General features: G+C 50.8%; 22 protein-coding genes. 7 read left to right on the top strand and 15 right to left on the bottom strand.

Going from position 1 to position 24,534, the window contains the following annotated elements; all coding sequences use genetic code 11:
• Nucleotides 1-78: 78 nt before the first annotated feature.
• From GU926_RS18610 to GU926_RS11280, 5 genes are read left to right on the top strand one after another with little or no spacing between them, the layout of a single operon-like run.
• Nucleotides 79-453 (top strand): ArsR/SmtB family transcription factor, encoded by a 375-nt coding sequence (locus GU926_RS18610; protein WP_160691909.1) that lies wholly within the window; start codon nucleotides 79-81, stop codon nucleotides 451-453.
• Nucleotides 450-1,061, top strand: coding sequence for a mercuric transport protein MerTP (gene merTP, locus GU926_RS11295; protein ID WP_160691907.1), 612 nt, complete (start codon nucleotides 450-452; stop codon nucleotides 1,059-1,061). The genes GU926_RS18610 and merTP overlap by 4 nt, the downstream gene beginning before the upstream one ends.
• 40 nt (nucleotides 1,062-1,101) lie before the next feature.
• Complete coding sequence (locus GU926_RS11290; protein ID WP_160691905.1) at nucleotides 1,102-1,842, top strand: hypothetical protein; 741 nt, start codon at nucleotides 1,102-1,104, stop codon at nucleotides 1,840-1,842.
• A gap of 7 nt (nucleotides 1,843-1,849) precedes the next feature.
• On the top strand, nucleotides 1,850-2,065 hold the full coding sequence (locus tag GU926_RS18510; RefSeq protein WP_160691903.1) for a GDCCVxC domain-containing (seleno)protein: 216 nt from the start codon (nucleotides 1,850-1,852) through the stop codon (nucleotides 2,063-2,065).
• Between the two features lie 12 nt (nucleotides 2,066-2,077).
• Nucleotides 2,078-2,491 (top strand): bleomycin resistance protein, encoded by a 414-nt coding sequence (locus GU926_RS11280; protein ID WP_160691901.1) that lies wholly within the window; start codon nucleotides 2,078-2,080, stop codon nucleotides 2,489-2,491.
• Between the two features lie 200 nt (nucleotides 2,492-2,691).
• Here the strand turns inward: GU926_RS11280 and GU926_RS11275 are convergent, their stop codons facing one another.
• The 10 genes from GU926_RS11275 to GU926_RS11230 form a co-directional block, all read right to left on the bottom strand.
• Nucleotides 2,692-4,719 (bottom strand): heavy metal translocating P-type ATPase, encoded by a 2,028-nt coding sequence (locus GU926_RS11275; RefSeq protein WP_232058302.1) that lies wholly within the window; start codon nucleotides 4,717-4,719, stop codon nucleotides 2,692-2,694.
• Nucleotides 4,720-4,741: 22 nt separating this feature from the next.
• Nucleotides 4,742-5,335, bottom strand: coding sequence for a hypothetical protein (locus tag GU926_RS11270; RefSeq protein WP_160691899.1), 594 nt, complete (start codon nucleotides 5,333-5,335; stop codon nucleotides 4,742-4,744).
• Between the two features lie 63 nt (nucleotides 5,336-5,398).
• A complete protein-coding gene (locus GU926_RS11265) occupies nucleotides 5,399-6,646 on the bottom strand; it encodes an efflux RND transporter periplasmic adaptor subunit (RefSeq protein ID WP_160691897.1) in 1,248 nt (415 codons plus the stop codon).
• A gap of 2 nt (nucleotides 6,647-6,648) precedes the next feature.
• Nucleotides 6,649-11,040: a CusA/CzcA family heavy metal efflux RND transporter gene (locus GU926_RS11260; RefSeq protein ID WP_160691895.1), complete on the bottom strand. Its 4,392-nt coding sequence runs from the start codon at nucleotides 11,038-11,040 to the stop codon at nucleotides 6,649-6,651.
• A gap of 578 nt (nucleotides 11,041-11,618) precedes the next feature.
• Nucleotides 11,619-12,068, bottom strand: a complete 450-nt coding sequence (locus GU926_RS11255) for a DUF2911 domain-containing protein (RefSeq protein ID WP_232058484.1) — start codon at nucleotides 12,066-12,068, stop codon at nucleotides 11,619-11,621.
• 445 nt (nucleotides 12,069-12,513) lie between these two features.
• On the bottom strand, nucleotides 12,514-14,622 hold the full coding sequence (locus GU926_RS11250; RefSeq protein WP_160691891.1) for a copper-translocating P-type ATPase: 2,109 nt from the start codon (nucleotides 14,620-14,622) through the stop codon (nucleotides 12,514-12,516).
• Between the two features lie 77 nt (nucleotides 14,623-14,699).
• Complete coding sequence (locus tag GU926_RS11245; protein ID WP_160691889.1) at nucleotides 14,700-14,912, bottom strand: heavy-metal-associated domain-containing protein; 213 nt, start codon at nucleotides 14,910-14,912, stop codon at nucleotides 14,700-14,702.
• A gap of 233 nt (nucleotides 14,913-15,145) precedes the next feature.
• A complete protein-coding gene (locus tag GU926_RS11240) occupies nucleotides 15,146-17,401 on the bottom strand; it encodes a multicopper oxidase domain-containing protein (protein WP_232058301.1) in 2,256 nt (751 codons plus the stop codon).
• Nucleotides 17,402-17,526: 125 nt separating this feature from the next.
• Nucleotides 17,527-18,156: a DUF305 domain-containing protein gene (locus tag GU926_RS11235; RefSeq protein ID WP_160691885.1), complete on the bottom strand. Its 630-nt coding sequence runs from the start codon at nucleotides 18,154-18,156 to the stop codon at nucleotides 17,527-17,529.
• 333 nt (nucleotides 18,157-18,489) lie between these two features.
• Nucleotides 18,490-18,819, bottom strand: a complete 330-nt coding sequence (locus tag GU926_RS11230; protein WP_160691883.1) for a four-helix bundle copper-binding protein — start codon at nucleotides 18,817-18,819, stop codon at nucleotides 18,490-18,492.
• Between the two features lie 594 nt (nucleotides 18,820-19,413).
• On the opposite strand from GU926_RS11230, the gene GU926_RS11225 reads away from it, so the two are divergent.
• Both GU926_RS11225 and GU926_RS11220 read left to right on the top strand, forming a co-directional pair.
• Nucleotides 19,414-19,869, top strand: a complete 456-nt coding sequence (locus GU926_RS11225) for a DUF305 domain-containing protein (RefSeq protein WP_160691881.1) — start codon at nucleotides 19,414-19,416, stop codon at nucleotides 19,867-19,869.
• A 222-nt stretch (nucleotides 19,870-20,091) separates the two neighbouring features.
• Nucleotides 20,092-20,760 (top strand): DUF305 domain-containing protein, encoded by a 669-nt coding sequence (locus GU926_RS11220; protein WP_160691879.1) that lies wholly within the window; start codon nucleotides 20,092-20,094, stop codon nucleotides 20,758-20,760.
• 130 nt (nucleotides 20,761-20,890) lie between these two features.
• Here the strand turns inward: GU926_RS11220 and GU926_RS11215 are convergent, their stop codons facing one another.
• The 5 genes from GU926_RS11215 to GU926_RS11195 form a co-directional block, all read right to left on the bottom strand.
• Nucleotides 20,891-21,223, bottom strand: a complete 333-nt coding sequence (locus tag GU926_RS11215; RefSeq protein WP_160691877.1) for a four-helix bundle copper-binding protein — start codon at nucleotides 21,221-21,223, stop codon at nucleotides 20,891-20,893.
• 112 nt (nucleotides 21,224-21,335) lie between these two features.
• Nucleotides 21,336-21,878: a helix-turn-helix domain-containing protein gene (locus GU926_RS11210; protein ID WP_160691875.1), complete on the bottom strand. Its 543-nt coding sequence runs from the start codon at nucleotides 21,876-21,878 to the stop codon at nucleotides 21,336-21,338.
• A gap of 85 nt (nucleotides 21,879-21,963) precedes the next feature.
• Nucleotides 21,964-22,590, bottom strand: coding sequence for a DUF2911 domain-containing protein (locus tag GU926_RS11205; protein WP_160691874.1), 627 nt, complete (start codon nucleotides 22,588-22,590; stop codon nucleotides 21,964-21,966).
• 39 nt (nucleotides 22,591-22,629) lie between these two features.
• Nucleotides 22,630-23,319, bottom strand: a complete 690-nt coding sequence (locus GU926_RS11200; protein WP_232058300.1) for a hypothetical protein — start codon at nucleotides 23,317-23,319, stop codon at nucleotides 22,630-22,632.
• A gap of 35 nt (nucleotides 23,320-23,354) precedes the next feature.
• Nucleotides 23,355-24,434: a YncE family protein gene (locus tag GU926_RS11195; RefSeq protein ID WP_198001408.1), complete on the bottom strand. Its 1,080-nt coding sequence runs from the start codon at nucleotides 24,432-24,434 to the stop codon at nucleotides 23,355-23,357.
• Nucleotides 24,435-24,534: the final 100 nt, after the last annotated feature.

Raw genomic sequence — 24,534 nt, 5'->3', positions numbered from 1 at the left:
AACTGGGAGGGGTGTTCACCATTACTGCCCCTTATTTCAGTATTTGCTTAAATACTTAATCAAACCTAACTTTGCAGTATGGAAAATATCATATGCATCCGTCAAGCGACAGATGTTCCCCAGATAGAACGCTGCAAAGACAGGGTCGGAGCCTTAAATGATTCTTTCGCCCATGTAGCCAATAGCTTGGAGATGGCAGGGAATCCTGTGAGACTGAAAATCATGTTCCTTCTTTCAGAGGAGCAGGGACTTTGCGTGTGTGACCTGAGTGACATTCTGGGAATCAGCGTCTCAGCTGTGTCACAGCACCTACGCAAAATGAAAGACCGGAGCCTTGTCAAGGCTACCAAAGAAGGGCAGACCATCTACTATTCCCTTTCACCGGAGTATGCGGACGTTCTGAGGCCGTTTTTCCAGACAATCACAGAGAGCGAAGTATTGGAAGCGGTATGAAGACGGAGAATAAACTGGCAGGAACAGGCCTAGTGGCGGCCCTTGCGGCCTCTATGTGCTGTATCACGCCTCTTCTGGCGCTGGTGGCCGGAACAGGCGGCCTGGCCTCGTCCTTGGCTTGGGTTGCGCCCTTGCGGCCTTGGCTCATTGCCCTTACGTTGGCGGTACTGGCATTTGCTTGGTACCAGAAATTCAAGCCGCAGCCCCAGATTGATTGTAATTGTGAACCAGAAAAACCCAGATTTATGCAAAGCAAAACCTTCCTTACCCTAGTGACCGCGTTCGCGCTCCTAATGCTCACTTTCCCCAACTATGCCAACGTGTTCTCTCCAGAATCCGTGAAGCAGAACAGCCCCGTGAAGTCACAGGGGAAGCCAAAGGCCAAAACAGTGGCAGAGTTCACCATCACGGGCATGACTTGTGCCGCATGTGAGGGTCATGTTGCCGGAGAGGTGAACAAGTTGCAGGGCATCGTGGGCTTACAGGTTTCCTACGCCAACTCCAATGCCGTGGTGGAGTTTGACAAAACCAAAACCTCTGTTGAACAAGTAGAGAAAGCCATAAAGGCAACCGGTTACAAGGTCACAGAAGTGAAGGTTAAGAAATAAAGGCATTGATTCAGGAAAGATGGATACGATAAACCGGAGCATGAAAACAAAGCCATTCACCGTCCTAGTAGCACTTTCAGCCCTTCTCTTGCTTGCCATTCCTATGTACGGTCGCCTGTATGCACCAGACACCAAGGGTGTTTACTTCTACGGGGCACCTTTGGTGTGCAGTGCGGCTCCCGCCATCGGTTGCGGCAGCAAGGCCAAGTTCCTTCTGGTAGACTTGGAAAAGCACAGTGAGGCCGTGGAGGGGGCTTGGCTTAACAGGCAAGGCACCGTCGTGGCTGTCAAGTGGCGCGGTGCCGTCAGTGCGGACAAGAGGGAAGTGGTATTGAAAGCGGTCGGCACCGCTCACAACTCCACTCTTACCGCCTTGGCACCAAAAGAACAGGCAAGCCTTTCCGGCTCATTCCCAGACAGGAAAGACTGGTTCAAGGGCAGAGAGGTGGACGAGTTAAGCAAGGAAGAGGCGCGCATAATAGCCAAGAACACCATGAAGGGCTACAGGGAAAAGCAACTGCTGAAACCGTCGTTTGAAAAGCAGTTTGAGGCGGACGTGGAGAAAATCTACGCAGACCTTTTCCTTTCCCTTTCCTCATACAAAGACCTTAACACAGAGACCTACAACAGGGTTGAGGCGCAGATTCAGACTGCCGGTGAGAAATACGTAGGCGCAGGCAATATGCCCCGCGTCGAACTCTGCATTGCACCCAAACTGGATGGCGCTAAGGGAGAGTCTTGCACACAGGCCACCGGCAAATCATGTTGCGATAAAAACTAACGACAGAATGGAGAACACAGTGATTTTAGAATCCACTATCACCTGCCCAGAGTGCGGACACGCCAAAGAGGAGCAAATGCCCACCAATGCGTGCCAGTATTTCTATGAGTGTGAGAATTGCCATACCGTTTTGAAGCCTTTGGAGGGTGACTGCTGTGTTTTCTGTAGCTACGGCACGGTGAAATGTCCCCCTATCCAACAGGACAAACCGTGTTGTGCCTAGCCCTCTACAAGCATGAAGATGAAAAAATCCATTCCTGCGCTTCCCGTCAGGAATATTGGGGAATCAGTTAAATTCTATTCGGAAAAGCTTGGCTTTGAGGCACGCCACAAGGAAGACGGGTTCGCCATCTTAGTCCGTGACGAGGTGGAACTTCACCTATGGAAATCAGGGGATGAGAGTTGGCGCTCAAAAGGTGCGTCCTTGTCAATTCTTCCTATCTGCAGTGGTGCCGAAAGCTTTTTGGCTGGTACAGCCAGTTGCAGGATAGAGGTGCAGGGCATTGATGAACTGTTCATGGAATACAAGGCGCAAGGCGTTGTCTATGACGCGGCCACAGTGGTGGTAGAGCAGCCTTGGGGGGACAGGGAGTTTCCGGCCTTAGACCATCACCGCAACCTGCTTACCTTTTATGAGGTTATGCCATAGCATAAATGGCTTCAGACCGAACAGTTAAGAAACTACAGAGCCTTGGTATAATTTTGTGACGTCCTCAACATAACTGGAACAAATGACATGCAAATCATGTCACTGTAAATACAGCCTGGCAAAGCTTCGTAAGTTGGATTCTTAGAGCATTTAATACCTCCAAGAATCCAACACTTCAAAACATAAACAGCCTAACTTTCCTATACTTTCATGCGCTGTATCCGCACCGCATTCAAGATGGCCAGCAGGGCGACGCCCACATCGGCGATGACCGCCTCCCACAGGGTGGCCACCCCCCCGGCACCCAAGGCCAGCACGATTACCTTGACAGTCATCGCCAAAATGATGTTCTGCCAGACGATACTGCGGGTTATCTTCCCCACCTTTATGGCGGACACGATCTTGGACGGCTGATCGTTCTGGATCACCACATCAGCGGTCTCTATGGTGGCATCGCTGCCCAGGCCTCCCATGGCGATCCCGGCATCAGCCAGGGCCACCACCGGCGCGTCATTCACCCCGTCACCCACAAAGGCAATGTGCCTGCCCTGATCCTTCAACGCCTGCACCTTAGCTACCTTGTCCTCCGGGAGGAGGTTCCCAAACGCCGTATCAATGCCCAGTTTCGTGGCCACCTCGTCCACCACCGTCTGTTTGTCACCCGAGAGCATCACTGTCTGGATGTTCAAGGCATGCATCTCCCTAATGGCCTGAGCCGCATCCTCCTTTATCTCGTCTGCAATGGTGATGTACCCGGCGTACTGCCCGTTCACCGCCACCACCACTATGGTGTTGACGATGCCCTCGATCTCCAATGGGTAGGGTATGTTGAATTTCTTCAATAGTTTGGTGTTGCCGGCCAGCACCTGCTTTCCATCGATCATGCCTTTGAGCCCGTGGCCCGATATCTCCTCCACCTGCTCAATTTTGGACACCTGTAGGGTCTGGGCCCCAGCGAATTCGGCTATGGCCTTAGCGATCGGGTGGGTGGACTGCGTCTCGATGGCGGCTGTCAGGCTTATAAGCTCTTGTTCCTCCAGCCCGTGGGCCACCACCTGCTGCACCTTGAAGACGCCGTGCGTCAAAGTGCCGGTCTTGTCCATCACCACCGCGTTGACCCTGGTCATCACATCCAGGAAGTTTGATCCCTTAAAAAGGATTCCGTTCCGGGAGGCCAGCCCGATCCCACCGAAATAACCCAGGGGAATGGACACTACCAGCGCACAGGGACAGCTTATCACCAGGAAGACCAGCGCGCGGTAGAACCAGACGTTGAAGTCATAGTCGTCTATTATGAAATAAGGCACAGCGCATACGGCTAAGGCCAGAAAGAAGACGATGGGTGTATAGACTTTAGCGAAACGGGAGATGAAGAGCTGGGTCTGCGACTTCCTAGCGGTCGCATCCTGGACCATCTCCAATATCCTGCTCAGCTTGCTGTCCCGAAACAGGGAGGTGACCTGGACCTCAGCCACGGTATTGAGGTTGATCATTCCGGCGTACACTTTCTCCCCCTTCGCCTTTGTGTCAGGTTTGCTCTCCCCGGTCAGGGCGGCGGTGTTGAAGGATGCCTTCTCTGAGAGCAGTTCGCCGTCCAGGGCCACTTTCTCCCCGGATTTCATCTGGATGGTCTCCCCAATCTGTACTTCCTTTGGGTCAACTACCATAGCCGTTCCGTTCCTGATGACAGAGACCTCATCGGGGCGAATATCCAACAATGCCTTTATACTGCGCTTAGCACGGTTCACGGCAGCGTCCTGGAACCACTCCCCTATGGAGTAGAACACCATGACGGCCACACCCTCACTGTAGGAGCCGATGGCAAAGGCACCGAGTGTGGCGACGCTCATCAGGAAGAACTCATTGAAGAAGTCGAGGCGCATGGCCTTGCGGAAGGCGAGGTCCAGTACCTTATAGCCCGCAAGCAGGTAGGCGGCGCCGTATATGGCAAGGCCCAGCGGTGCGGATGGGACGTAGCCGAAGCCGTACTCCAAAGTTAGCATAGCCACCAGTACGGCCAGGGACAGCAGAAGCGCCCAGTGGCTTTTCCACCCTGGGGATTCCCCGCCCCCATGGTCATGGCCGTCATGGCCGCCGTTCTTCCCCACATCGGCGTGTTTGACCGCACTTGGGCCCCTTTCTTCATCCATTGGTATATCCGGGCCCGTTAGGGGGGCTGTATTATAAGTTGGGTTGCGGTCTTCGCCGCCGGTAAGTTCCTGTGACATGTGAGTTCGATTATTAATTTAACTATTCAAAAATGAAGGTGGCCAATCCCAAGACGATCAGCACGCCACCCATGATAGCGTGCCCGTGCCTCTCCAGCACCACTCCTTTGAAGCGGCCGATGCCCCGGTACCCCAACGCGACAAGCCCCAGCATCAACGGCAGCGTCACAAAAACGAAAACCACCGCCACCAGGAGAATTCCCTGCCACCCATGGGTACCGGCTGTCAGGAAATAGGAGCTTATCTCCAAACAGGGCGAAAAAAACAGGGCCACCGTCATGGTGGCGAACCAGCTACGGACGGAAGGCGCTTTACCAAGGTTCGGCTGGTCCTCAGGAACCTGATCGGGATGGGAATAGGCAATACCCAGTAAAAAGATGCCTATCAGGACCATAACCAGAGGAGTTGCGTTTTGGGCAAAAGACGTAAACTTCTCAGACAGCCTAATCCCGAGGTACCCGATCAGGCCTCCCAACAATAGGGTGCCAGTAATGTGGGCAAAGCCCGCCAAAAGGGTGGCCCGGAGCGTGGTGGCCAGCGGCCAACCCTCTGAGCGCCCTATGGCCACCAGGGCCATCCAGTGGCTGGGGATCAGGGCGTGGATCAGACTAATCAAAAGGCTATCCAGAAGAACGTGGACCATATCAGTTATCAGTAAAGATTAAACTCCCATTCTAAATTAGTGATGGTCGCCCTCTCCTTTGTTGGCTTGCGCCGCGACATAGTAGGCACCTTTGGTAACGAGTTGCGAGCCGGCCGGTATAGGGTTCAAGAGTTTCACCTCTGTATAGCCGGCATCCGTGGATCCCGTCTGAACCCCAATCTTGGTAAAGACCCAATCTGGAGCGAGTTCTCCCTCATGCTCTTCTTCGGAGCTCTCAGCTTTAGACTCAGAGGTGCGGGTGGCACGCGTGGCAGCGAAGACAAACTTCAGAGCCCCTTCAGCAATAATGGCCTCATCCGGGAGCGCCGGCACGGTGGCCTCAGAGGTCAGTATGCGGCCGCTCACGAACATGCCGGGAAGCAGGGTAGCCTCCTGGTTGTCGTTGATCTGGGCGTGCACCACCACCGTCTTGGTATCGTTCTCAAATGACTTACCCACCGAGAAGATAGTGGCCTCATAAGTCTTGGAGGGATTGGAGGTCAGGGAAAAGAGGACCTTCTGCCCGTTCTTGACTAAGGCGATGTCCTTTTCAAAGACCTGAAGGTCAATCTGGATGTGGTGGTTGTCCACTACCTGGAATAGCTCCTTGGACGGCTCAACCAAGGCGCCAATGTTCACCTTGATCTGATGCACATACCCGTGCATGGGCGACACCACGGAAACGGAACGCAGGAGCGACCCCACCCGCACCCGGTTGGGGGTGATACCCATCTGGCTAAGCTGGCTGGCCAAAGACGAGACCGCCGCCTGCCTACCCCGGTATTCGGCCTCTGCCAACTGGAACTTCTTAGCGGCGATGATGTTCTCCCGCAACAGTTCTTTCTGCCGCTCATAATCCTTCTGCGCGTAACTAAGTGCGCTTCGGGCCTGCAAATACTCCTCCTGCAACTGGATGATACTGGGATGCTCCAGACTCACCAGCCGCTGTCCTTTCTTTACGAACTGGCCTTGGGTCACAAAGATTTCGCGTACAACCCCCTCTGTCATGCTGGAGATGGTGGCTTTGTTCTGTGGGGGCAGGTCCAGCATTCCGTTTGCCTGTATCCCGCTTTTCAGGGGCCGGTTCTCAAGGTCTCCCAATTTTATTCCCACCGCATCCATTTGGGCCTGGGTCAGCCCGATGGCCTCCTCCGCCCCAGGTTCGCCTTCGGCATGGGCCTCCTCGGTTTCCTCGGCGATTTTAGCTTCCTTCTGACAGGCACTGCCGCCAATGCAGATGGTCAGCAGCAATAGGAAGGTTGTTGATCTGATATATTTATACATTTCTAATTGTCCTTTAAGTGATACTCAATCTGAATAGCGGCCTGGTTGAACTGTGACAGCGTGTCCAGGTACTGCAACCTGATCCGCTGGGCCTGGGCGATGTTCTGGATATATTCAGTGTACTCCGTCTCCCCTGCCCTGAAACCCTTGGTCGCATATTCAATCAGCAGACTGGCCTGGGGAAGGGCCTTCTCCTCATAATATTGGAGCATTTTCCGGTGCCTGTCATATTCCTGGCTCAGCCGCCGGAACTCTGTCTCCAAAACCAAGCGCTGGTTCTGTAGCTGGGCCTCAGCGACGCGGGTCTGCAGGACAGAGGCTTGGACCCTCGCCCGCTGCGCCCGGGAAATAAGGGGGATGGCCACCCCAGCCTCCACGGACTGGAAGCGCCTGCTCGGCCCGAAGTACTGTTCCGTGCCTGAGGTGTTCTGGAACCCCTGGATGGTCTGGCTCGTCACCCCAATGGAAAACTCTGGCAGCAGCCGGCTTTTCTCCACCTTTGCCTGAGCCTCGCTTAGGGCAACCTCATTTTTAAAGAGACTGATCTGGGGGTGGCTGCTGAGCCAAGCCGTGTCCACGGGAAAGGACACCTCTGCCGGTCTCAGCTCAGGCTGGATTTGGAGCGTGTCCCCAAGAAACAGCGACCTGGCCAGCCGTTGCCTGACAGAAAGGGCTTCGGCCTGGGCCGCCTCCAGGGCCGTGCGCGCCTCCATGGCCTGAGCCTCGGCGGCGATCTTTTCCAGGTAGTTGGCCTCCCCGGTTCGGTAGCGGACATCTGCGGCCCTGGCGAACTGCCGGGCGAGCGTATCCTGCGCGGCCAGGTAAACCTGCCTTTGGGTAAGGATAGACCACTCATTAAAGATGAGTTTGACATCCCGTATCACCGCACGCCTGGTCTGTTTCAATTGCACCTCTGCACTAAGGACCTGTTGAGCTGCCAATCGGGCCTGGCTTCGGTATACCCCCGGAAGGGAGAAGCCCTGTGATATCGTCAGAGAGTTATCGTTGGCGGCACTGTTCATCTGACCGAAACCGCCAGTGACCGCTGTCTTGGGTAGCTCGAAGCCCGTCTTGCGCAGGGCCTGCTGCCTTTCAACTTCCAAAGTGGCTGCCTTGACCGCCGGACTGCTCTGTAGGGCGAGGTCCACCGCCTGGGTCAGCGAGGTGATGCCGCCGGGAATGGGAACTGTCTGGGCATTGGCGGAAAGCCCCCCAGCACCTGACAGTAGGATGCAAAGTAAAAGGACCACTTTGCCGTTCAATCCCGATGATGGGCCAGGCTTCTGCAGCTTCTCTACGAAACTGTATAGAACCGGTAGCAGGAAAAGGGTGAGTAGTGTGGAGGTGATAAGGCCCCCAATCACCACTGTGGCCAACGGTTTCTGCACCTCAGCCCCGGCAGAGCCGGAAAGTGCCATGGGAAGGAAGCCCAGTGAGGCCACCGCCGCCGTCATGATCACCGGGCGCAGCCGGACCTTCGTCCCTTCCATGATCCTGGCATAAGGGTCTTCCCATCCCTCTTTTTTCAACTGGTTGAAATACCCGATCAGAACGATCCCGTTCAACACCGCCACGCCGAAGAGGGCGATGAAACCTATACCGGCGGATATACTGAAGGGCATGCCCCTCAACAGCAAGGCGAACACACCGCCTATGGCCGCCAGGGGAATGGCCGTGAAGATGAGCAGGCTTTGCTTGAAAGAGCCGAAGGTCAGAAAGAGAAGTATCAGGATAATCGCCAGGGAAAGTGGCACAGCCACCGAAAGCCGGGCCTTGGCGGCCTGTAGATTCTCAAACTGCCCGCCGTAGCTTATATAGTAGCCGACCGGCAATTTGAACCCGGCTTCCAGGGTCGCCTGTATTTCCTTTACCAGGTTCTCCACGTCACGCTCCCGGGCATTGATGCCTATGGTGATGCGGCGTTTGGTGTCATCCCGCGATATCTGGCTTGGCCCTTCCTGTAGTGTCACCTGGGCCACCTGCCGGAGTGGGATCCTGGCCCCGGTGGGCAGGTCGATGAGCAGGTTCTCCACGTCAGAGAAGTTCTGCCGGTTCGCCTGGCCCAACCTCACCACGAGATCGAAGCGCCTCTCGCCCTCAAAGATGACCCCAGCCTCCCCGCCGGCGAAACCGGAGCGGAGAACCTGGTTCACATCCTCTATGTTCACGCCCATCTGGGCCATCTGGGCCCGGTTGTATTTCACTAGGATCTGCGGCAGACCCTTAGTCTGCTCCACCTTCAAATCCCCCACCCCTGCAATCGGGCGGATGAGGTTGGCCGCCTCCTCGGCTTTCTGGGCCAGTACGTCCAAGTCCTCGCCGTAGATCTTTACCGCGATGTCCTGTTTCACCCCGGTGATCAGCTCGTTGCTTCTCAACTGAATAGGCTGTGAGAACTCTGCGTTCAAGCCCGGAATGATGGAAAGCGCCTCTTCCATCTTCTCCATAAGCCCCTCCCTGGTGTCGGCTGACTCCCAATCGTCCCGGTCCTTCAGGATAACGGTCATATCAGCTGCCTCTACGGGCATGGGGTCCGTCGGTATCTCAGATGCTCCGATTTTGCTGACCACCTCCTTTACCTCTGGGAATTGCGTGAGAAGGATTTTCTCTGCCTGGGAGAATGTCTTGACACTTTGGGTAAGCGAAGAACCGGCACTGATAGAGGACTCGATGGCAAAATCCCCTTCGTCGAGGGTGGGAATGAACTCACCTCCCATCCTTGTGAACAAAAAGAGTGTGAAAAGAAACAACCCAAGGGTAAGCCCCGTCAAAAGGCCTCTAATCTTAAGTGCCTTCTGCAGCAACCCCCCATACAGATTCTCCAACCTTGCCATGACCCTGTCAGCCATGGTGGTTTTATGCTTCGTCTTCTTACTCAAGAAGAGGGCAGAGGCCATAGGCACGTAGGTCAGGGAAAGGATCAAGGCGCCCAGGATGGCAAACCCCACGGTCTGGGCCATAGGCCGGAACATCTTGCCCTCAATCCCCACCAGCGCCAGTATGGGCAGGTAGACGATAAGGATGATAATTTCCCCGAAAGCGGCCGACTGGCGTATTTTGACGGTGGCATCCAGGACAATATCATCCATCTGCCCCTGGTTGAGCCTGTCTATGTCTGCGAATCTTCGGTTGGTCCCTATCCGGTGCACGATACTCTCCACGATGATGACTGCGCCGTCCACAATCAAACCGAAGTCAATCGCCCCCAGGCTCATCAGGTTTCCGGATACGCCGAATAATTGCATCATGGAGACGGCGAAAAGCATGGCCAGGGGAATGACCGAGGCCACCACAAGTCCGGCCCTTAGGTTGCCCAACAGGAGCACCAAAACGAAAACCACGATAAGCCCCCCTTCTATGAGGTTTTTGCTGACGGTGCCGATTGCGCGGTCCACCAGGCGGGTGCGGTCCAGGAACGGCTCCAGCACCACCCCAGCTGGTAGGGTTTTCTGGATTCCCTCTACCTTCGCCTTTACTTGTTCGATCACCTGCGCGGAGTTCTGCCCTTTGAGCATCATGACGATGCCGCCTACCACCTCTCCCTCGCCGTTTCGGGTCAAGGCACCATAACGAACGGCGCTTCCCTCCTCTACGGTGGCGACGTCCCTGATCAGCAATGGGACTCCATCTGTGTTCCTGACAAGGATCTGCCTGATGTCCTCAAAGTTCGTCAGCAAGCCGATGCCCCGTATGAAATAAGCGTTCGGTCCTTTCTCTATAAAGGCCCCACCGGTGTTCTGGTTGTTTTTCTCCAACGCCTCAAAGATATCTGAGATGGAAAGGTCGAACGCCCGAAGCCTTTCTGGGTCCACTGAAACCTGGTACTGCTTCAGCATCCCGCCGAAGCTGCTGACCTCGGCCACCCCGGGCGTGCCGGCCAACTGCCGTTTCACGATCCAGTCCTGGATCGTCCTTAGTTCCGTGGGTGAGTATTTCTTAGGCGAGTTGGGGGTGGTGTGCAGCACATACTGGTATATCTCACCCAGGCCGGTTGAGACAGGGCCCATCTCAGGGGTGCCCAGCCCATCTGGGATCTGCTCCTGGGCGCTTCTGAGCTTCTCACCCACGATCTGGCGGGCAAGGTAGACGTCCACATCATCCTCAAAGACCACGGTGACCACGGAAAGGCCGAACCGGGAGATGGAGCGGACCTCCACCAGGTCCGGCACGTTGGCCATCTCAATCTCGATCGGGTAGGTGATGAACTGCTCGACCTCCTGCGCCGCCAAGGTGGGGGAAGTCGTGATGATCTGCACTTGGTTGTTGGTAATGTCCGGAACGGCGTCGATGGGAAGCCGGCTCAGGGAGAAAAGCCCCCAAACCACCAGGGCAAGGGTAAATAGCCCAACGATCAGCTTGTTCCGGATGGAAAAAGCTATCAGATTGTCAATCATTAAAATATTGTTTAAGCCAATAAATAGACAGCCTGGGACCCATGGGAATCCAGGCGAAATAGCAAGGAGAAGGAGTTTACCTTGACCCGGCAGTCACTAAAGAAGGCTTAAACTTTGGGGGGTTGCCAGATGGAGGCATGGACGGTCAGGTGCCGTTCCCGGTAGATGGAAAGAAGGGGCGTCCGGTGAAAGACCGGCTTTGCCTCCATATGAAGTGGGGCTGGGGCCGGCTGGGAGAAACCAGCGCAGCAACTGCAGATGCAGAGCGGCGTGCACACATCGGCCGACTCCTGGTGGTTTTCGGCGGTTGCCGAGGCCACGGAAGCCTTGTTCCCCGTCTCAGAGTAACCGTACGTGTCGCTGCACGGCATACAGGCCACAAGGGTCATGAAGACAGCGATGAGAAGGTTAGTCCACTTCATTGGGGCAAAAATACGGGATGCTTCGTCAAATACAACCCCTCGGTCAAACGGAGTCCTGAGGGAGACTCTTGCTTATACTCCATACGCTCCCTAAACGTTACCAACTCGGTGGCGCAGCTTAAGGCATGTTTTAGTTAAACTACCTAAAACACGTTTTCATTGTGGGGGCGGTTGGGAAACGGGTATGTCTACCCTAACTTTCTCCCAGCTCATCGCCACCCTGCCCGAGTCACCGCCCAAGGGAATGACCTCATAGCGCAAGCGCTCCTGGTTGGCTTTCTGGCGGATGGGTTTGACGGTGAACCTGAGGACATCCATATTCCTTGAGTACTGGGTGGTTAGGTGCTGGTTCCAGTCCCTGTTAATGACAACCTCCCAATCCCCTTTTCCTGGGACGGTGAAGATGGCATACCTGCCGGCCGGCAACTCCCTTCCCCCAAATAGAAGCGGGGCGTCGGTCGTCAGCCGGGTCGCGGAATGGGATCCCGTCACCCACAGTCGCCCGTATGGGACCACCCTACCCCAGATGGCCCGTCCCCGGACGGCTGGCGAGTGGTACTCTATTTCGATTTGGGAGGCGCCCACCTTCCCGGTTGCCTGCGCCATGATGCTCTCCCCCAACGTGTCACGCTCACTCTGGGCCTGTATGGCGAAGGGGTTTTCCGCTGCGCCTGGATTGGAACCGGTCTCGGCCTGGGACTCACGGATCTCTGGGGCGGGCCTTCTGTCACAGCCTACAGACAGCAGTAAGGTCGATAGAAGGCAGGGATAAAGGGATTTCATCTGTTAATTGGTTGCTTTCCCCTATTTAACGGTAGCATTCGGTCAGTGGCCATGGAGCATAAGGCTCAATATGGGCCATCGGCAGAGGCGATAACCTTTGGGTAAACAGCATCCTGAAAACCGGCAGAGATCAAGTGGTTTTCTAGCAATCACATAACGGAGGATATATTTAATTACTAAGACTAGGAGACTGATAACCATTGTGGATGATTCAGTATATGGAGTTTAATCTAAGGAGCAAAAAAGAAATTACCTTCAAACCTTCAGATTATGCTATAGACTTAAACTGTCTTTTCAATAACTGTGCGTTGAAGGCGACAATCACCGTGCTCAAACTCATCAGAGCCGCGCCTACCGCTGGGGAAACCATAATGCCTTGCTTATACAGAACTCCCGCCGCCAACGGCAACGCCACCACATTGTAAGCAGTGGCCCATATGATATTCTGAATCATCTTTCGGTAAGTTGCTTTCCCGAAAAGGATTAGGGAAGCTATATCTTGTGGGTTGCTATTCACCAGAATAATGTCAGCGGTCTCGGCAGCTACATCGGTGCCAGACCCGACCGCTATGCCCACATCTGCCTGGGCTAGGGCAGGGGCATCATTCACTCCATCGCCGGTCATAGCCACAAACTCACCCTTGGATTGTAGCTCTTTTACCTTTTCCTGCTTTTGGTGGGGTAAGACATTGGCAAGGAACCCATCCATTCCCAAGGTGTCGCTGACGCTTTTCGCGACCCGGTCATTGTCACCGGTGAGTAACAGGTTTTTGATGCCACTGGCTTTGAGTGTCCTAATCGCCTCAGAAGACTCTGGACGTATCTGATCTCTAAGGCTGATAAAACCAGCGACTATGCCATCGATTAGCACATATACCACCGTTTCAACTCCCTCCTCTGCATCGCTTTGGGGTGTTTGGATGCTAAACTCCTGCAAGTAACTTGGCCCTACCACTTTAACAGACTTGCCTTCTACCGTTCCCTCTAGACCTTTCCCTGGAAGGTAATTGAAGTTCTCGGCGTGGGGTATAGAAATTTGTTCAGCCTTTACCTGTTTCAGGATGCCCTGGGAGATATAGTGTTCTGAGTTCTGCTCCACGCCAGCCGCCAGCCGGAGTAATTCTTCTTCCGGGAATGCATTCTGTAGGGAAACCACTCTGGACAACTGATGTGAACCCTGCGTTAGAGTACCGGTCTTATCAAATATGATGGTGGTGATCTTTCTTGAATTCTCAAATGCGGTACGGTTCCGGATCAACAAACCGTTTTTAGCTGAGATAGCAGTGGAGATGGCCACAACCAACGGCACCGCCAGGCCTAGGGCATGTGGACATGAGATCACCATCACCGTCACCATCCGCTCTAAGGCGAAAGCCAAATCCTCTCCAAGCAGCAGCCAGACAGCGAACGTGGCAAAACCAGAAATGAGGGCGATATATGTCAACCAACGGGCTGCCTTATCCGCCAAATGCTGCGTATCTGATTTAGTTTTCTGGGCTTCCTGTACCAGATTTATCACCTTCTTCAGGTATCCCTCCTCCCCAGTGCCCTGCACCCTTACTTTCAATGAGCCATTGCCGTTTAAGGAGCCTCCTATTACCCTGTCATCCAACTTCTTTTGCACCGGCTTGCTCTCGCCGGTGAGCATGCTTTCATCCAGATAGCTTTCCCCCTCTTCGACAAGTCCGTCAGCCGGCACTTTTTCCCCTGGCTTTATCAGGATCAGGTCACCCTTCTGCAAGGCGCCCACTCCAATGTTCACTGTTTCGCCTTCTCTTATCACATGTGCCTCAGAGGGCATGAGGCTAACCAATAATTCCAAGGCGCGTGAGGCACCCAAAACCGATTTCATCTCTATCCAATGCCCTAGGAGCATGATCACGATGAGGGTTGCCAGCTCCCAGAAGAAGTCCATGCCTTCCAAGCCAAACACTATGGCGGTGCTGTAAAGATAGGCCACCGTTATTGCTATCGCGATGAGGGTCATCATCCCAGGGGCTCCCTTTTTCATCTCCTGCCACAGCCCTGTTAGGAAGGGCCACCCCCCGTAGAAGAATATGACAGAGGAAAGGACAAAGGCGATAGACATGCCGAATGGTATCTCCAAGCGGTACCCTAGGATGTGCTGCACCATCGGGCTGAGGATGATTACCGGCAATGACAGTAGCAGGGAGACCCAGAACCTGCGCCTGAAGTCATCAATCATCATAGTATGGTGATCGTGTCCGTGCTCCCCGTGCCCAGAAGGGTGCTGTTCCTCGTCAGGTATTGCCCGGTTATGGGCATGCAAGGTTTTCTCGACTATTTTATCCGCTACTTCGGTGTCTTTAGAATTCCTTTCGTTGTTTGGATGGTGGTTATGGTGGGAGTGGTCCATAGTTTACGGGTTTAATTCAGGAAGATTCGGAATATAAAAGGGGTAACTTTAAAGATTACCCCTTTTTTTCTGCACTTCTATTGAAGTGGTTCTATTTTAAAGCCAGCTTTCTCAACCGCCTCTACTACTTCCTCCTCGCTCACGGTACTTCCTTCGACAGTTAAAATTTTATCAGGATTATTAGTGTCTACTTGCCACTTCTCCACACTTTTTTCACTGTTCAGGAAGGGGGTAACAGTGGCTACACATCCACCGCATTTGATATCGGTTTTAAATTTCAGAGTTTCCATAATGTTTCAACTATTTTTTGGTTATCAATTAAGTCCTATGCCTAAGTACTCATGTAAGCACTTAGCTTTCTATCATAAAAATACCCCTTGACTTAGGGTATTGTGTGACATAATTTTAAAAAAGCGTTATACTATTTTGTTCATCTGAAACCGCCGATTGACTATTGTTGTCTTTGTGTACAGCCACTATAGTTTCCCTATAAACTGCGGTATAGACGCTAAAGCCTGTCCCTTTAAAACCTTACGGTCAATCCTCCTCCCGCACCAAACCTGTTATCATAGTTTGCCATAAGCGAGAAGGTTTTGGAGATAAGATATTCAGAGCCTACCCTCCAGACTATTTCCCTCGTGTAACCCGCACCGCTGCTTACACTGCCCTCTGACGTATCTTTTACCCAACCAAAGTCAGCTTGGTATTCAAACTCCCCGAACAGGAAAGTCCGGGGGAATACAAGTACCTCCCGAGCTAAACTTACCTGGGGACGGAGTTTGTTGTCAATCCGAACGTCAAGATTAAAAAGGTACGGAGTAAGGTACCTGAAGCCTACTATGGCCGTGGGCTGTATCTCGTCAAGGCTATTGTCCTCTTCGTTTTCCACGTTGACGCCACCGAAAATACTTAGGTAGTCATACAGGAACCGCCCGTAGGTAAATTCTGCTTCCAGATTTCTATTCCAACCGTATTCTGCGCTTAAAGCAAACTGGTTCCTTATGTTGGAGGACACTAGGTTGAGTTCAGTCATGTGGGAGGCTGCGTCAACGACACCCCAGGTAAAAAAATGATTGCTTTTGTTTGTGAGAATAGAGAGAGGATAGCGTTCCAGCCTTTCGTCCCTGGGGGTACCGTAACTAAAGACCCGTGCCATGCCCGCGTCCATGTGGTACAGGACATGGCAGTGGAAGAACCAGTCGCCGTATTCATTGGCATCAAACTCAATGACTACCTTTTGCATGGGAGCCACGTTTACGGTATGCTTCAGAGGGGAATATTCCCCGTTCCCGTTGATAACCCTGAAAAAATGCCCGTGCAAGTGCATGGGGTGGTGCATCATGGTCAGGTTGTTAAGGATAATGCGCGTTACTTCGCCTTTGTTGATTTTTATTTTATCCGCTTCATTTAATGGCACTCCGTTCAGGCTCCAAATGTAGCGCACCATGTTACCGGTTAGGTTCAGCACCATTTCTTTAACCGGTTTATCAGTCGGGAAATCTGTTTTCTCCGGCGATTTTAAGTAGTCATAGTTGTATTCAGCGAACATGCCCATGCCTTGCCCGCTACTTTCCTGCCCCTTCCCTGCCATAGGCATTCCCGGGCTTTTTCCCGATTTTTTCATGGATGCATCATTCATCCCATGGATCATTCCGGAGTGGTCCATTCCGCCCATTTGCCCCATGCCCATCTCTCCTTCCATCTGCATCCCCCACTTGTTCATCATTTCAACAGGCTCTTCCTTTCCCGGATTAAATTTGGAGGCAGGGGCCCCCATTTTCATCTTCATCCCGGCCATTTGCTGCATAATGGCCACTTTATCTGGCCGGGGCACATCTGGCGCGCTAAGGGTATTGCCTTGCCCGAAAAAGGCGCTTGTTTGGCCGGAGCCATCCTGCACGGTAGCCCTTACCTCCATTTTACCGTTTTGTGGAATGGTGACAATGAAATCATAGGTTTCAGCTACGGCAATAAACGTTTTGTTCTGTTGCACAGGCACTACATCCAAACCATCGGCGGCTACCAACAGCGGTTCCTCTCCGCCGAAGGTCAGCCAGAATTGGCTGGAGGCGGCGGCATTTATGATGCGTAGCCTGACTTTCTCGCCCGGTGTAAACTCCGGGTAATCCTGCACAGGTTGACCGTTGGTAAGGAAAGCGGGGTAGTAAATATCGGCTATATCGGCCCCCTCCATGCGTTGTCTCCAGAAATTAAGCTGTGCCCCCAAGGCTCCCCTTGCTATGACCATGCCCAGCGGGGTTGACGTACCTTTCTGTATGTCATAGATCTCTAGCCCGCGTTTCAGGTTCTTCAAGACATTCTTTGGCTTCTCATAAGTCCAGTCAGACAGAACCACGACAAAGTCTCGGGCGTAGTCCAACGTTTTCTCTTTGGGTTCTATAACAATGGAACCATATACGCCAGACTGTTCCTGCAGGCCGGTGTGGGAGTGGTACCAATAGGTGCCCGCATGCCTTAAGGCAAACTCATATTTAAGGGTTTTGCCCGGTTCAATGGGAGGTGTGGTCAGGTAAGGAACACCATCCTGGAAATTAGGCAGCAGCAAGCCATGCCAATGCACGGATGTTTCCACATCCATCTCATTCTTGACGTATATTACAGCGTAGCCACCCTCAGGAAACCGCAACGTAGGTCCTGGAATAGTGCCGTTTATAGTCATTCCCGTACTCTCTTTACCCGCAATCTTTACATTTTTCTGGCTTATGGAGATGTGGTAAATAACGGTATCAGTTTGGGCAGTCGCCTCTTTTCCAAACATTAAAAGTAGTATAACCAGTGCTACAACCAGGGGAGTGAGTTTTTTCATATTCAGGTCCTTACAAAATTTATATAAAAAAACGTCTCTGCTTTAGGGCGGAGACGTTTTTTTAATCAGATTAAACGTTAGTAGCTTTTATTAGCCAATAGCCATTCTTGCAATTCCTGAATCTCCGCCATCTGAGCATTAATCATCTTATGTGCCATTTCTTTGATTGCGGCGCTGGTGCCGTGCTCCATTACAGACCTGGAGTTCTCAATAGCGGATTGGTGGTGTACAATCATTAGTTGGGCAAAGTCCTGGTCTGTGTCGCCGGTCAATACCTGGAGGTCGCTCTGCTTACCAGATTTTTCCATAGAACTCATCAGCTCCATATTAAAAGTGTTGTCGGCTGGCTGGTCAGGTTGATAAGAGCTAATAAAAGCCTGTAATTCCGCTATTTCTTTTTGCTGTTCGTCCTTTATCTTCTGAGCCATGGCTTTTATGGCCGCGTCATCTCCAGTACTTAATTCCTCATTTGACATGTCAATGGCTCCCTGGTGGTGCATAATCATCATTCGGGCAAAGGTAATGTCAGGGTCTTCGTTCATGGACATAGCTTCCATTTTATCCATCATGCTATGCATAATAGACATCATTGCATTTTGGTCATGCGGTTGAATCGCAAGCCCTTCATCTTCATCATCACAAGAGGTTAAAAGCACTGAGGCGGAAAGAAGTACCAAACCCAATCGAAAGGATAGTAATTTTTTCATAGTTGATTTATAAGTTAAAACACTATTATCTTACTTATGCCTTCATGATTAGTTTTGCACAATTAAGGATTAGTTTTATATATTTAAAGTAGCATTAGGATGGTTACCCAATACCTTTTATTAGCTTTTGAAGTAACATGTCATATTTGCATAATAATTATCAGATACAATATTTAAAGGCATAAGGTCTTTCTGGAAAAGGCCAAAATAACCTTAAAATTGAATCTAGAATAAATATTCTGCACTTTTTGAAGAAATGGGTTTTAACAAAAAAGGGATGTAAACAGGCCGTTCTATTGCCTGTTTACATCCCTTTTTTGTTGTTATTTTAAGTTACAATACGCTCCTGCAGGCTTCTTCACATACTTTGCATGCCTCTGCACATTCTAAGCAATGCTGCATCTGCTTATGATTTGCGCATTCGATTCCACATTCCCGGCAGATGTCGGCACAGGCCTGCAACAGTGTTTTGGCCACCTCTGAATTGCGAGCCAGTGCGCTGGAGGTAAGCTTACAGATGTCGGAGCAATCTCGGTCCAGGCGAATACAACGCGCCATCATTTTAACATCCTGCTCCTGTAAACAGGCATCGTAACAATGGTCACAGGCAGCAGCACAAGCATTAAGGGCTTGTATAACGGATTGATATTGAGAATTGTGCATGTTAGTAAGCAGTTAGGTTATTAAATTTTGTAAACTCTATGAGTTTTACCCTTTAGAAGAATATATGTTATAAATTATCCTTGATTAGATTTATATAATTTGGTATTGGTATCCTTTTCGAGCAATCTTTACAGTCATGGCCGCGCCGTCGGAAAATGCTACGCCTTCTAATACTTTATGCATTTGCAGGGGCACAGTAGCCATATGATACGTAAGCCTGTTAAACTGATTAGAAGGAGCGTCTCTTATAAAGTAAAGTGACACCGACTGTTACCCAGGTAGCTTCTAATACTAAATTGGTCGAAGATAGTATTTGTATAATTTAAGAAAATACTGACATAATAAGGGGAGTTAAAATGGCGGTTATCTCACATCTCGCTATTCATAGGCTCTTATTGGCCAGGAAACCAAAATTGCTGTATTTTGGCCCTGTCTGCTCTAAATAACTAGTCTCCGAGTACTTCGTATAAAACGCTTATCCAAAGGATATAGCTGTATTCTAATATATAAGGCTTCGATTAGCTTTATGTGAATAGATGCTATTATGAAATGGGTAAACCCTTTCAAGATTTAGGCTAGAAACAACTACTCCAAATGAAAAACAACCATTACAAGAAGTTCCTTTACATGCTAACAGTATCGTTTGTAATCATGTACGCAGTAATGTTCTTAAATGTAGACCAAGTTGAACATGTTTATCTAAGTGCCACAAGGGTCTATACTACCTTATTGATGGTAGCGCCTATGGCCGTAGTAATGTTATTGATGATGCGGAACATGTATGAAGATAAAAAGTTAAACATGGCAATTTATGCATCAAGCGCTATAGTGTTTATTGGGGCCCTGTTCTTTTTAAGAAACCAAGTCTTAGTCGCGGACGAGCAATACATGAAGGCAATGATTCCTCATCACTCTTCCGCCATAATGGTTAGCCAGAAAGCTAATATCAGTGACCCTGAATTGAAAAAACTTGCTGACGGAATCATCAAGTCCCAAGTGAAGGAAATCACTGAAATGAAGGCTATCTTAAAAAGAATGGATGAAGAATAATTTATTCCCAAATGATGTTCTGATGGTTTCTACTGACACAATCTCCAACAGGACTATATTGAACCGAAGTTGAGAAAGAAAATTATGTCCTAGGGTAAGATCTTCATAAAGTTAAAACTGCTTCAACGATAAGTAAGCTTATACATGACAATTACCCCAGTTTTTTCAGCAATATGTCTTTTTCCTTCCATGAGATTTACTTTTTAATCTTTAAAAATAACTATGAAAAACAACAAGTTTAATCCTAAGTGGGTGGCAATGCTTTGCGGGGCTTCCTTGTTCTTTACCGCCTGTAGTCGCAACTCCGGCGAAACGGAAGTGGCCTCTGATATGGAGAAAACAGAAGACCATTCCGAACACAACATGGAAGCTGGGAAGTCAAATGAGATGATGGACCTGATGCACGAGAATATGTCGGCAATGCAGAAAGTCAAAATGACCGGAAATCCGGATGTGGATTTTGCCAATTTAATGGCTACCCACCACGAAGGAGCAATCAAGATGGCCCAGGAAGAGGAAAGCAGTGGGAGTGATACAATGCTCGTCAATATGGCTAAAAAGAGCCCTCCGAAGCAAAAAGAGGAACAGGACAAATTAAGAGATTTTGTTCAAAACAACCAATCTGCTACGGGTGATACTGCTGCCACTATGAAGATGACGCAGCCTATGAAAAGCATGATGGCCGAAATGAACCATAATATGGCTGGCACCACAGACCATCATTTTGCGAGCCTTATGAGCATGCACCACCAAAGTGGAATTGACATGGTAAAAGTTTATCTGCCTCAGGCGAAGACTCCGGAAATAAAAGACATGGCTCAAAAAATCATGGATGAGCAGCAAAATGAAAAGCGGAAACTAGACGCCTGGCTGAAGGAGCATCGGCAATAAGTGAGATGGCAAAATGAGTCAGCTAAAAAATAAGATGGAGCCATTTTGTAGAATCTTCCCAATATAAGACCAAAAATAAGGATTGAGGTCATGGATACTACCAAGGCCTCAATCCTTAACTGTTGTATGTTTATACGGCGCTACGACAGGCGTCCTCACAAGCCTTGCAGGCCTCAGCACACTGCAGGCAATGTTGCATTTCTTTGTGGCTGGCGCACTCAACGCCACATTCACGGCATATTTCGGCGCAGGCCTGCAACAGGACTTTAGCCGACTCTGAGTTTCGGGCAAGCGCACTGGCGGTGAGCTTGCATATTTCGGCACAGTCACGGTCGAGGCGAATACAGCGGGCCATCATTTTCACATGCTCCTCCTGCAGGCAGGCATCGTAGCAATGGTCACAGGCCGCGGCGCAGGCATTCAAGGCCGCAATTACAGATTGATACTGGTTTGAATTGTGCATCCTTAGGTAGAATTTAAGTTAAAAGATAATATCACTGCACTATTCTACCACCATTCTTCCATTGCGGTTTTGTAAAGTCCTTGTTTAGACTTGCATAATTATGGGCAAACCACTAGGTGACTTGGTCAAGGGGTAAACGATTCATTATCTGTAGCTTCCTGTATTCAGAGGGGCTATACCCGGTCACTGCCTTGAACTGCTTGGATAAATGGCTCAAGCTGCTGTAATGCAGTCTTGCTGCAATCTCCCCAAGGGACAGCTCCTCATAATCCAGTTCGGCTTTGATGTACTCTACTTTTTGAAGGATGATATACCTCTCAATGGTAACATTCTCCATAGAGGAAAAGACATGACTCAGGGTGCTATAATCCTTTCCTATGGCTTGGGCCAAATAGGTAGAGTAGTTGGCACTGATTTTTTCTTCCTGATAATGAATTGCCTCTATGAGCAAAGTCTTTATCTGCTCCACCAACTTTCCCTTCCTATCCTCAAGCAACTCAAAACCATATTCTGCCATAACTGACTTCACCCGCTCCAGCTCCTCCTGGTTCAAGGGGCGGTCTAAATCCACCTGCCCCAGCCGCACCTCATTGACGGGTAGATGGAGCAACGCGAACTGGTCCTTGATAATCCGGATGCAACGCGGACAGACCATGTTTTTGATGCTTAATGTGACCTTGCTATCGCTACCTTGAAGTTCCATAAGCCAGAGAAAAGTGATGACAATACTGGGCTAGCACTTACTGCCCGATAGAAATAGGAATCCGCAACCGGTCCCAGTGGATAACCAGGGTTCCTTTGTCGGCACCGGCCGACTGGATGGCATAGCGGAGGCGTTCCTGGTGGGGGGCCTGCTGAGGTTTTACAGATATGCGCATTATGTCATCCGCATCATTGTATTCATCCGCTAAATGTTGCTCCCAGTTCTTATTTAGAATCACCGTCCATTCCTTCTCCCCGGGAATAGTAAACAAGGCATATTTACCGGCAGGCACTTCTTTCCCACCTAGGCGGATAGGACCATCTATTTCAAAAGTGGTGGCGGAGTGTGCTCCAGTCACCCATACTTGGTTGTAGGCAACCAAACCACCCCATATTACTCTCTTTCTCACGGCGGGGGAGTGGTATCTGACAGTGATATTGACACCCGCCATTTTTTCTTTTGCTACTGCTTTGATGCTTCCCTTTATAGTGTCAGGTTCTGATTGTTCCTTTATAGTTACAGCGTCATCGACTTCCACTTTTGTAGAAATAGAGGAAGTAGTGTCCTTCTCCTGTGTTTGTTGCACCTCCGCGTTCTGGGTACATGAAAAGAAAACAAGACTGAGGCACAAGATGCCGGCGGTAGAGGTTATTCTTGAAATCATGGCTGGTTGTTTAGATACTTAAGAGTTCAATGTATTAGGTTAATGGTGCTGTTCCAGGTATTTCCCCTGCGGGCCTACTCCTTCTATATGCACAAGTTGTGCGCCGTAGTGGCCCGCCATACTCACGGCATATCCCGCCCCAATAAGGATGACAGCCGCCACGGCAATGCTCCAGCGTTTTCCTTTGAATAGAAACAGGCTCAGCAATTGGGCCAGTAACCCAAGCCCTGATAGGTAGATTGTGTAGTCCGCGTATTTATCGTGCTGTTCCAAAACCAGCTCAGCATGCTCAGTAAGGCCATCGGTATGGGGGTGTGACCAATGAGTTGAAGCGTAGGCGGTCACAAATCCAAGCAACACCATGATCGTAACGGCCCAATTCAGCTCTTTTTTCCGGAATAGGATATTCACGAATTGAACACCCGCCGCAATCAGGAGAAGCATGATGGGGAAATGCACAATCAAAGGGTGAATGTGCGGAAAGTCAGAAATGGACGCATGCACCTTGGCCGGATTGGCCTTGTGTCCTGCATGCTCTGCCGGAGTCACCTTACTGAACGTGATAGTGTCCTTCGTGCTGACTACTTCCTTTTTAAGGGAGTCTGCCTTTGCTGATGGTGCCTTCTTGCTATGCTTCTCCCCTCCATGGGCCAGCGTTTCAATAGGAAGTAAGAAGATAGCAACGAGCAAGAAGCCTAGAAGGCAACGAATAGCGGTAGAAGATTTCATTTAAATACTCGGGTTTAGATATGGATGTTTGTTTTTTACTGCCGGATGACCAATCCATTTGGTTTCTTACCTACCTGGATGGTAGCGGTCACCGCATGACTAGCGACTTGGATAACGGAAACTGTGCCTGCCCCCTGGTTGGTAACAAAGGCAGTGGAGCCATCTTTGGTAAAGGCGATGGCGTGGGCATCTGCGCCCGTAGTGATAGCTCCTTGTCTGGCCCAAAGGCCGTTTGCCTTTTTGTAGTAGACCACTTTACCATTGGTGGCATCGCTCACCCATAGCTCTTGTTGGCCAGGGTGGTAGGCCACGTATCCCGGTTTAAAGCCTAAATTAATAGTTTCTGTTACGGTAGAGGTACTTACCTGAATCTCAGACACGGTCTGGTCCGTTTCATTGTCTGCGTACATATAGCCATTCACAGCCGGCCAGGCGCCTACCGGGTCTTTGCCAACGGAGATGGTGGCTAGAATGGATTTCGTTTCTGGGTGGATGACAGAGACAGTGGCATCCATGGTATTGGCGGCATAGGCTCTAGACCCGTCTGAGGAGAAAGTGATTTCAGACAGTCCTTTCCCTACCTGAATGGTGTTCTTCAAACTCCAGCTTCCTACATTGTACACCAGCACCTGGCTTCGGTGTTCGTCTTCCTGTGAGACCCACAGCTCAGAACCGTCTGCGTTAAAGGCGGCGTTATGCGGCATCTTGGGGAGCACAATCTCCTTCTCAATCTTGCCAGTGTAGCTGTTGAGCACAATGACCTTCAGGCCGCTCATCCCGTCCATGCCTCCGCCGTCATGGCCCCCGCTCAGGTCTGTGCTGGTAATGGCTACGGCCAACCTGGTTCTATCTGGGCTCATGTTGATATGGTGCGGGAAGGTGGCTCCGTTCAATTTGAGGTGGTCTTTGTGGGTGTGGTCATTGAGGTTGATGACGTCCACGTCATTGGACTCCCCGTTTACCACAAAGGCGGCCGGGTAGTCAATGTTCAAGTCCATGCCGTCCATGTCCTCGTCCATACCATCCATGTCTGCCTCTGTGTGGAGGTTACAGGCGGTCACCCCGAGGAGGCAGGAAAAGAGGAGAATGCGAAAACAGATATTGTATTTTATCATAGGTACTTTGAGTAATTTACTTGTCTATTGTCTGTTATTTTGGGCCCTTTTCTATGGAAAACAGCCAAAAACGGCTAATTCATTTCAAAGAACCGTGCTG

Origin of the sequence: Nibribacter ruber (assembly GCF_009913235.1) — a bacterium.
GTDB lineage: Bacteria > Bacteroidota > Bacteroidia > Cytophagales > Hymenobacteraceae > Nibribacter > Nibribacter ruber.
The sequence above is the reverse complement of the archived record's forward strand: the minus strand, read 5'-3'. Positions and strand labels throughout refer to the sequence as shown.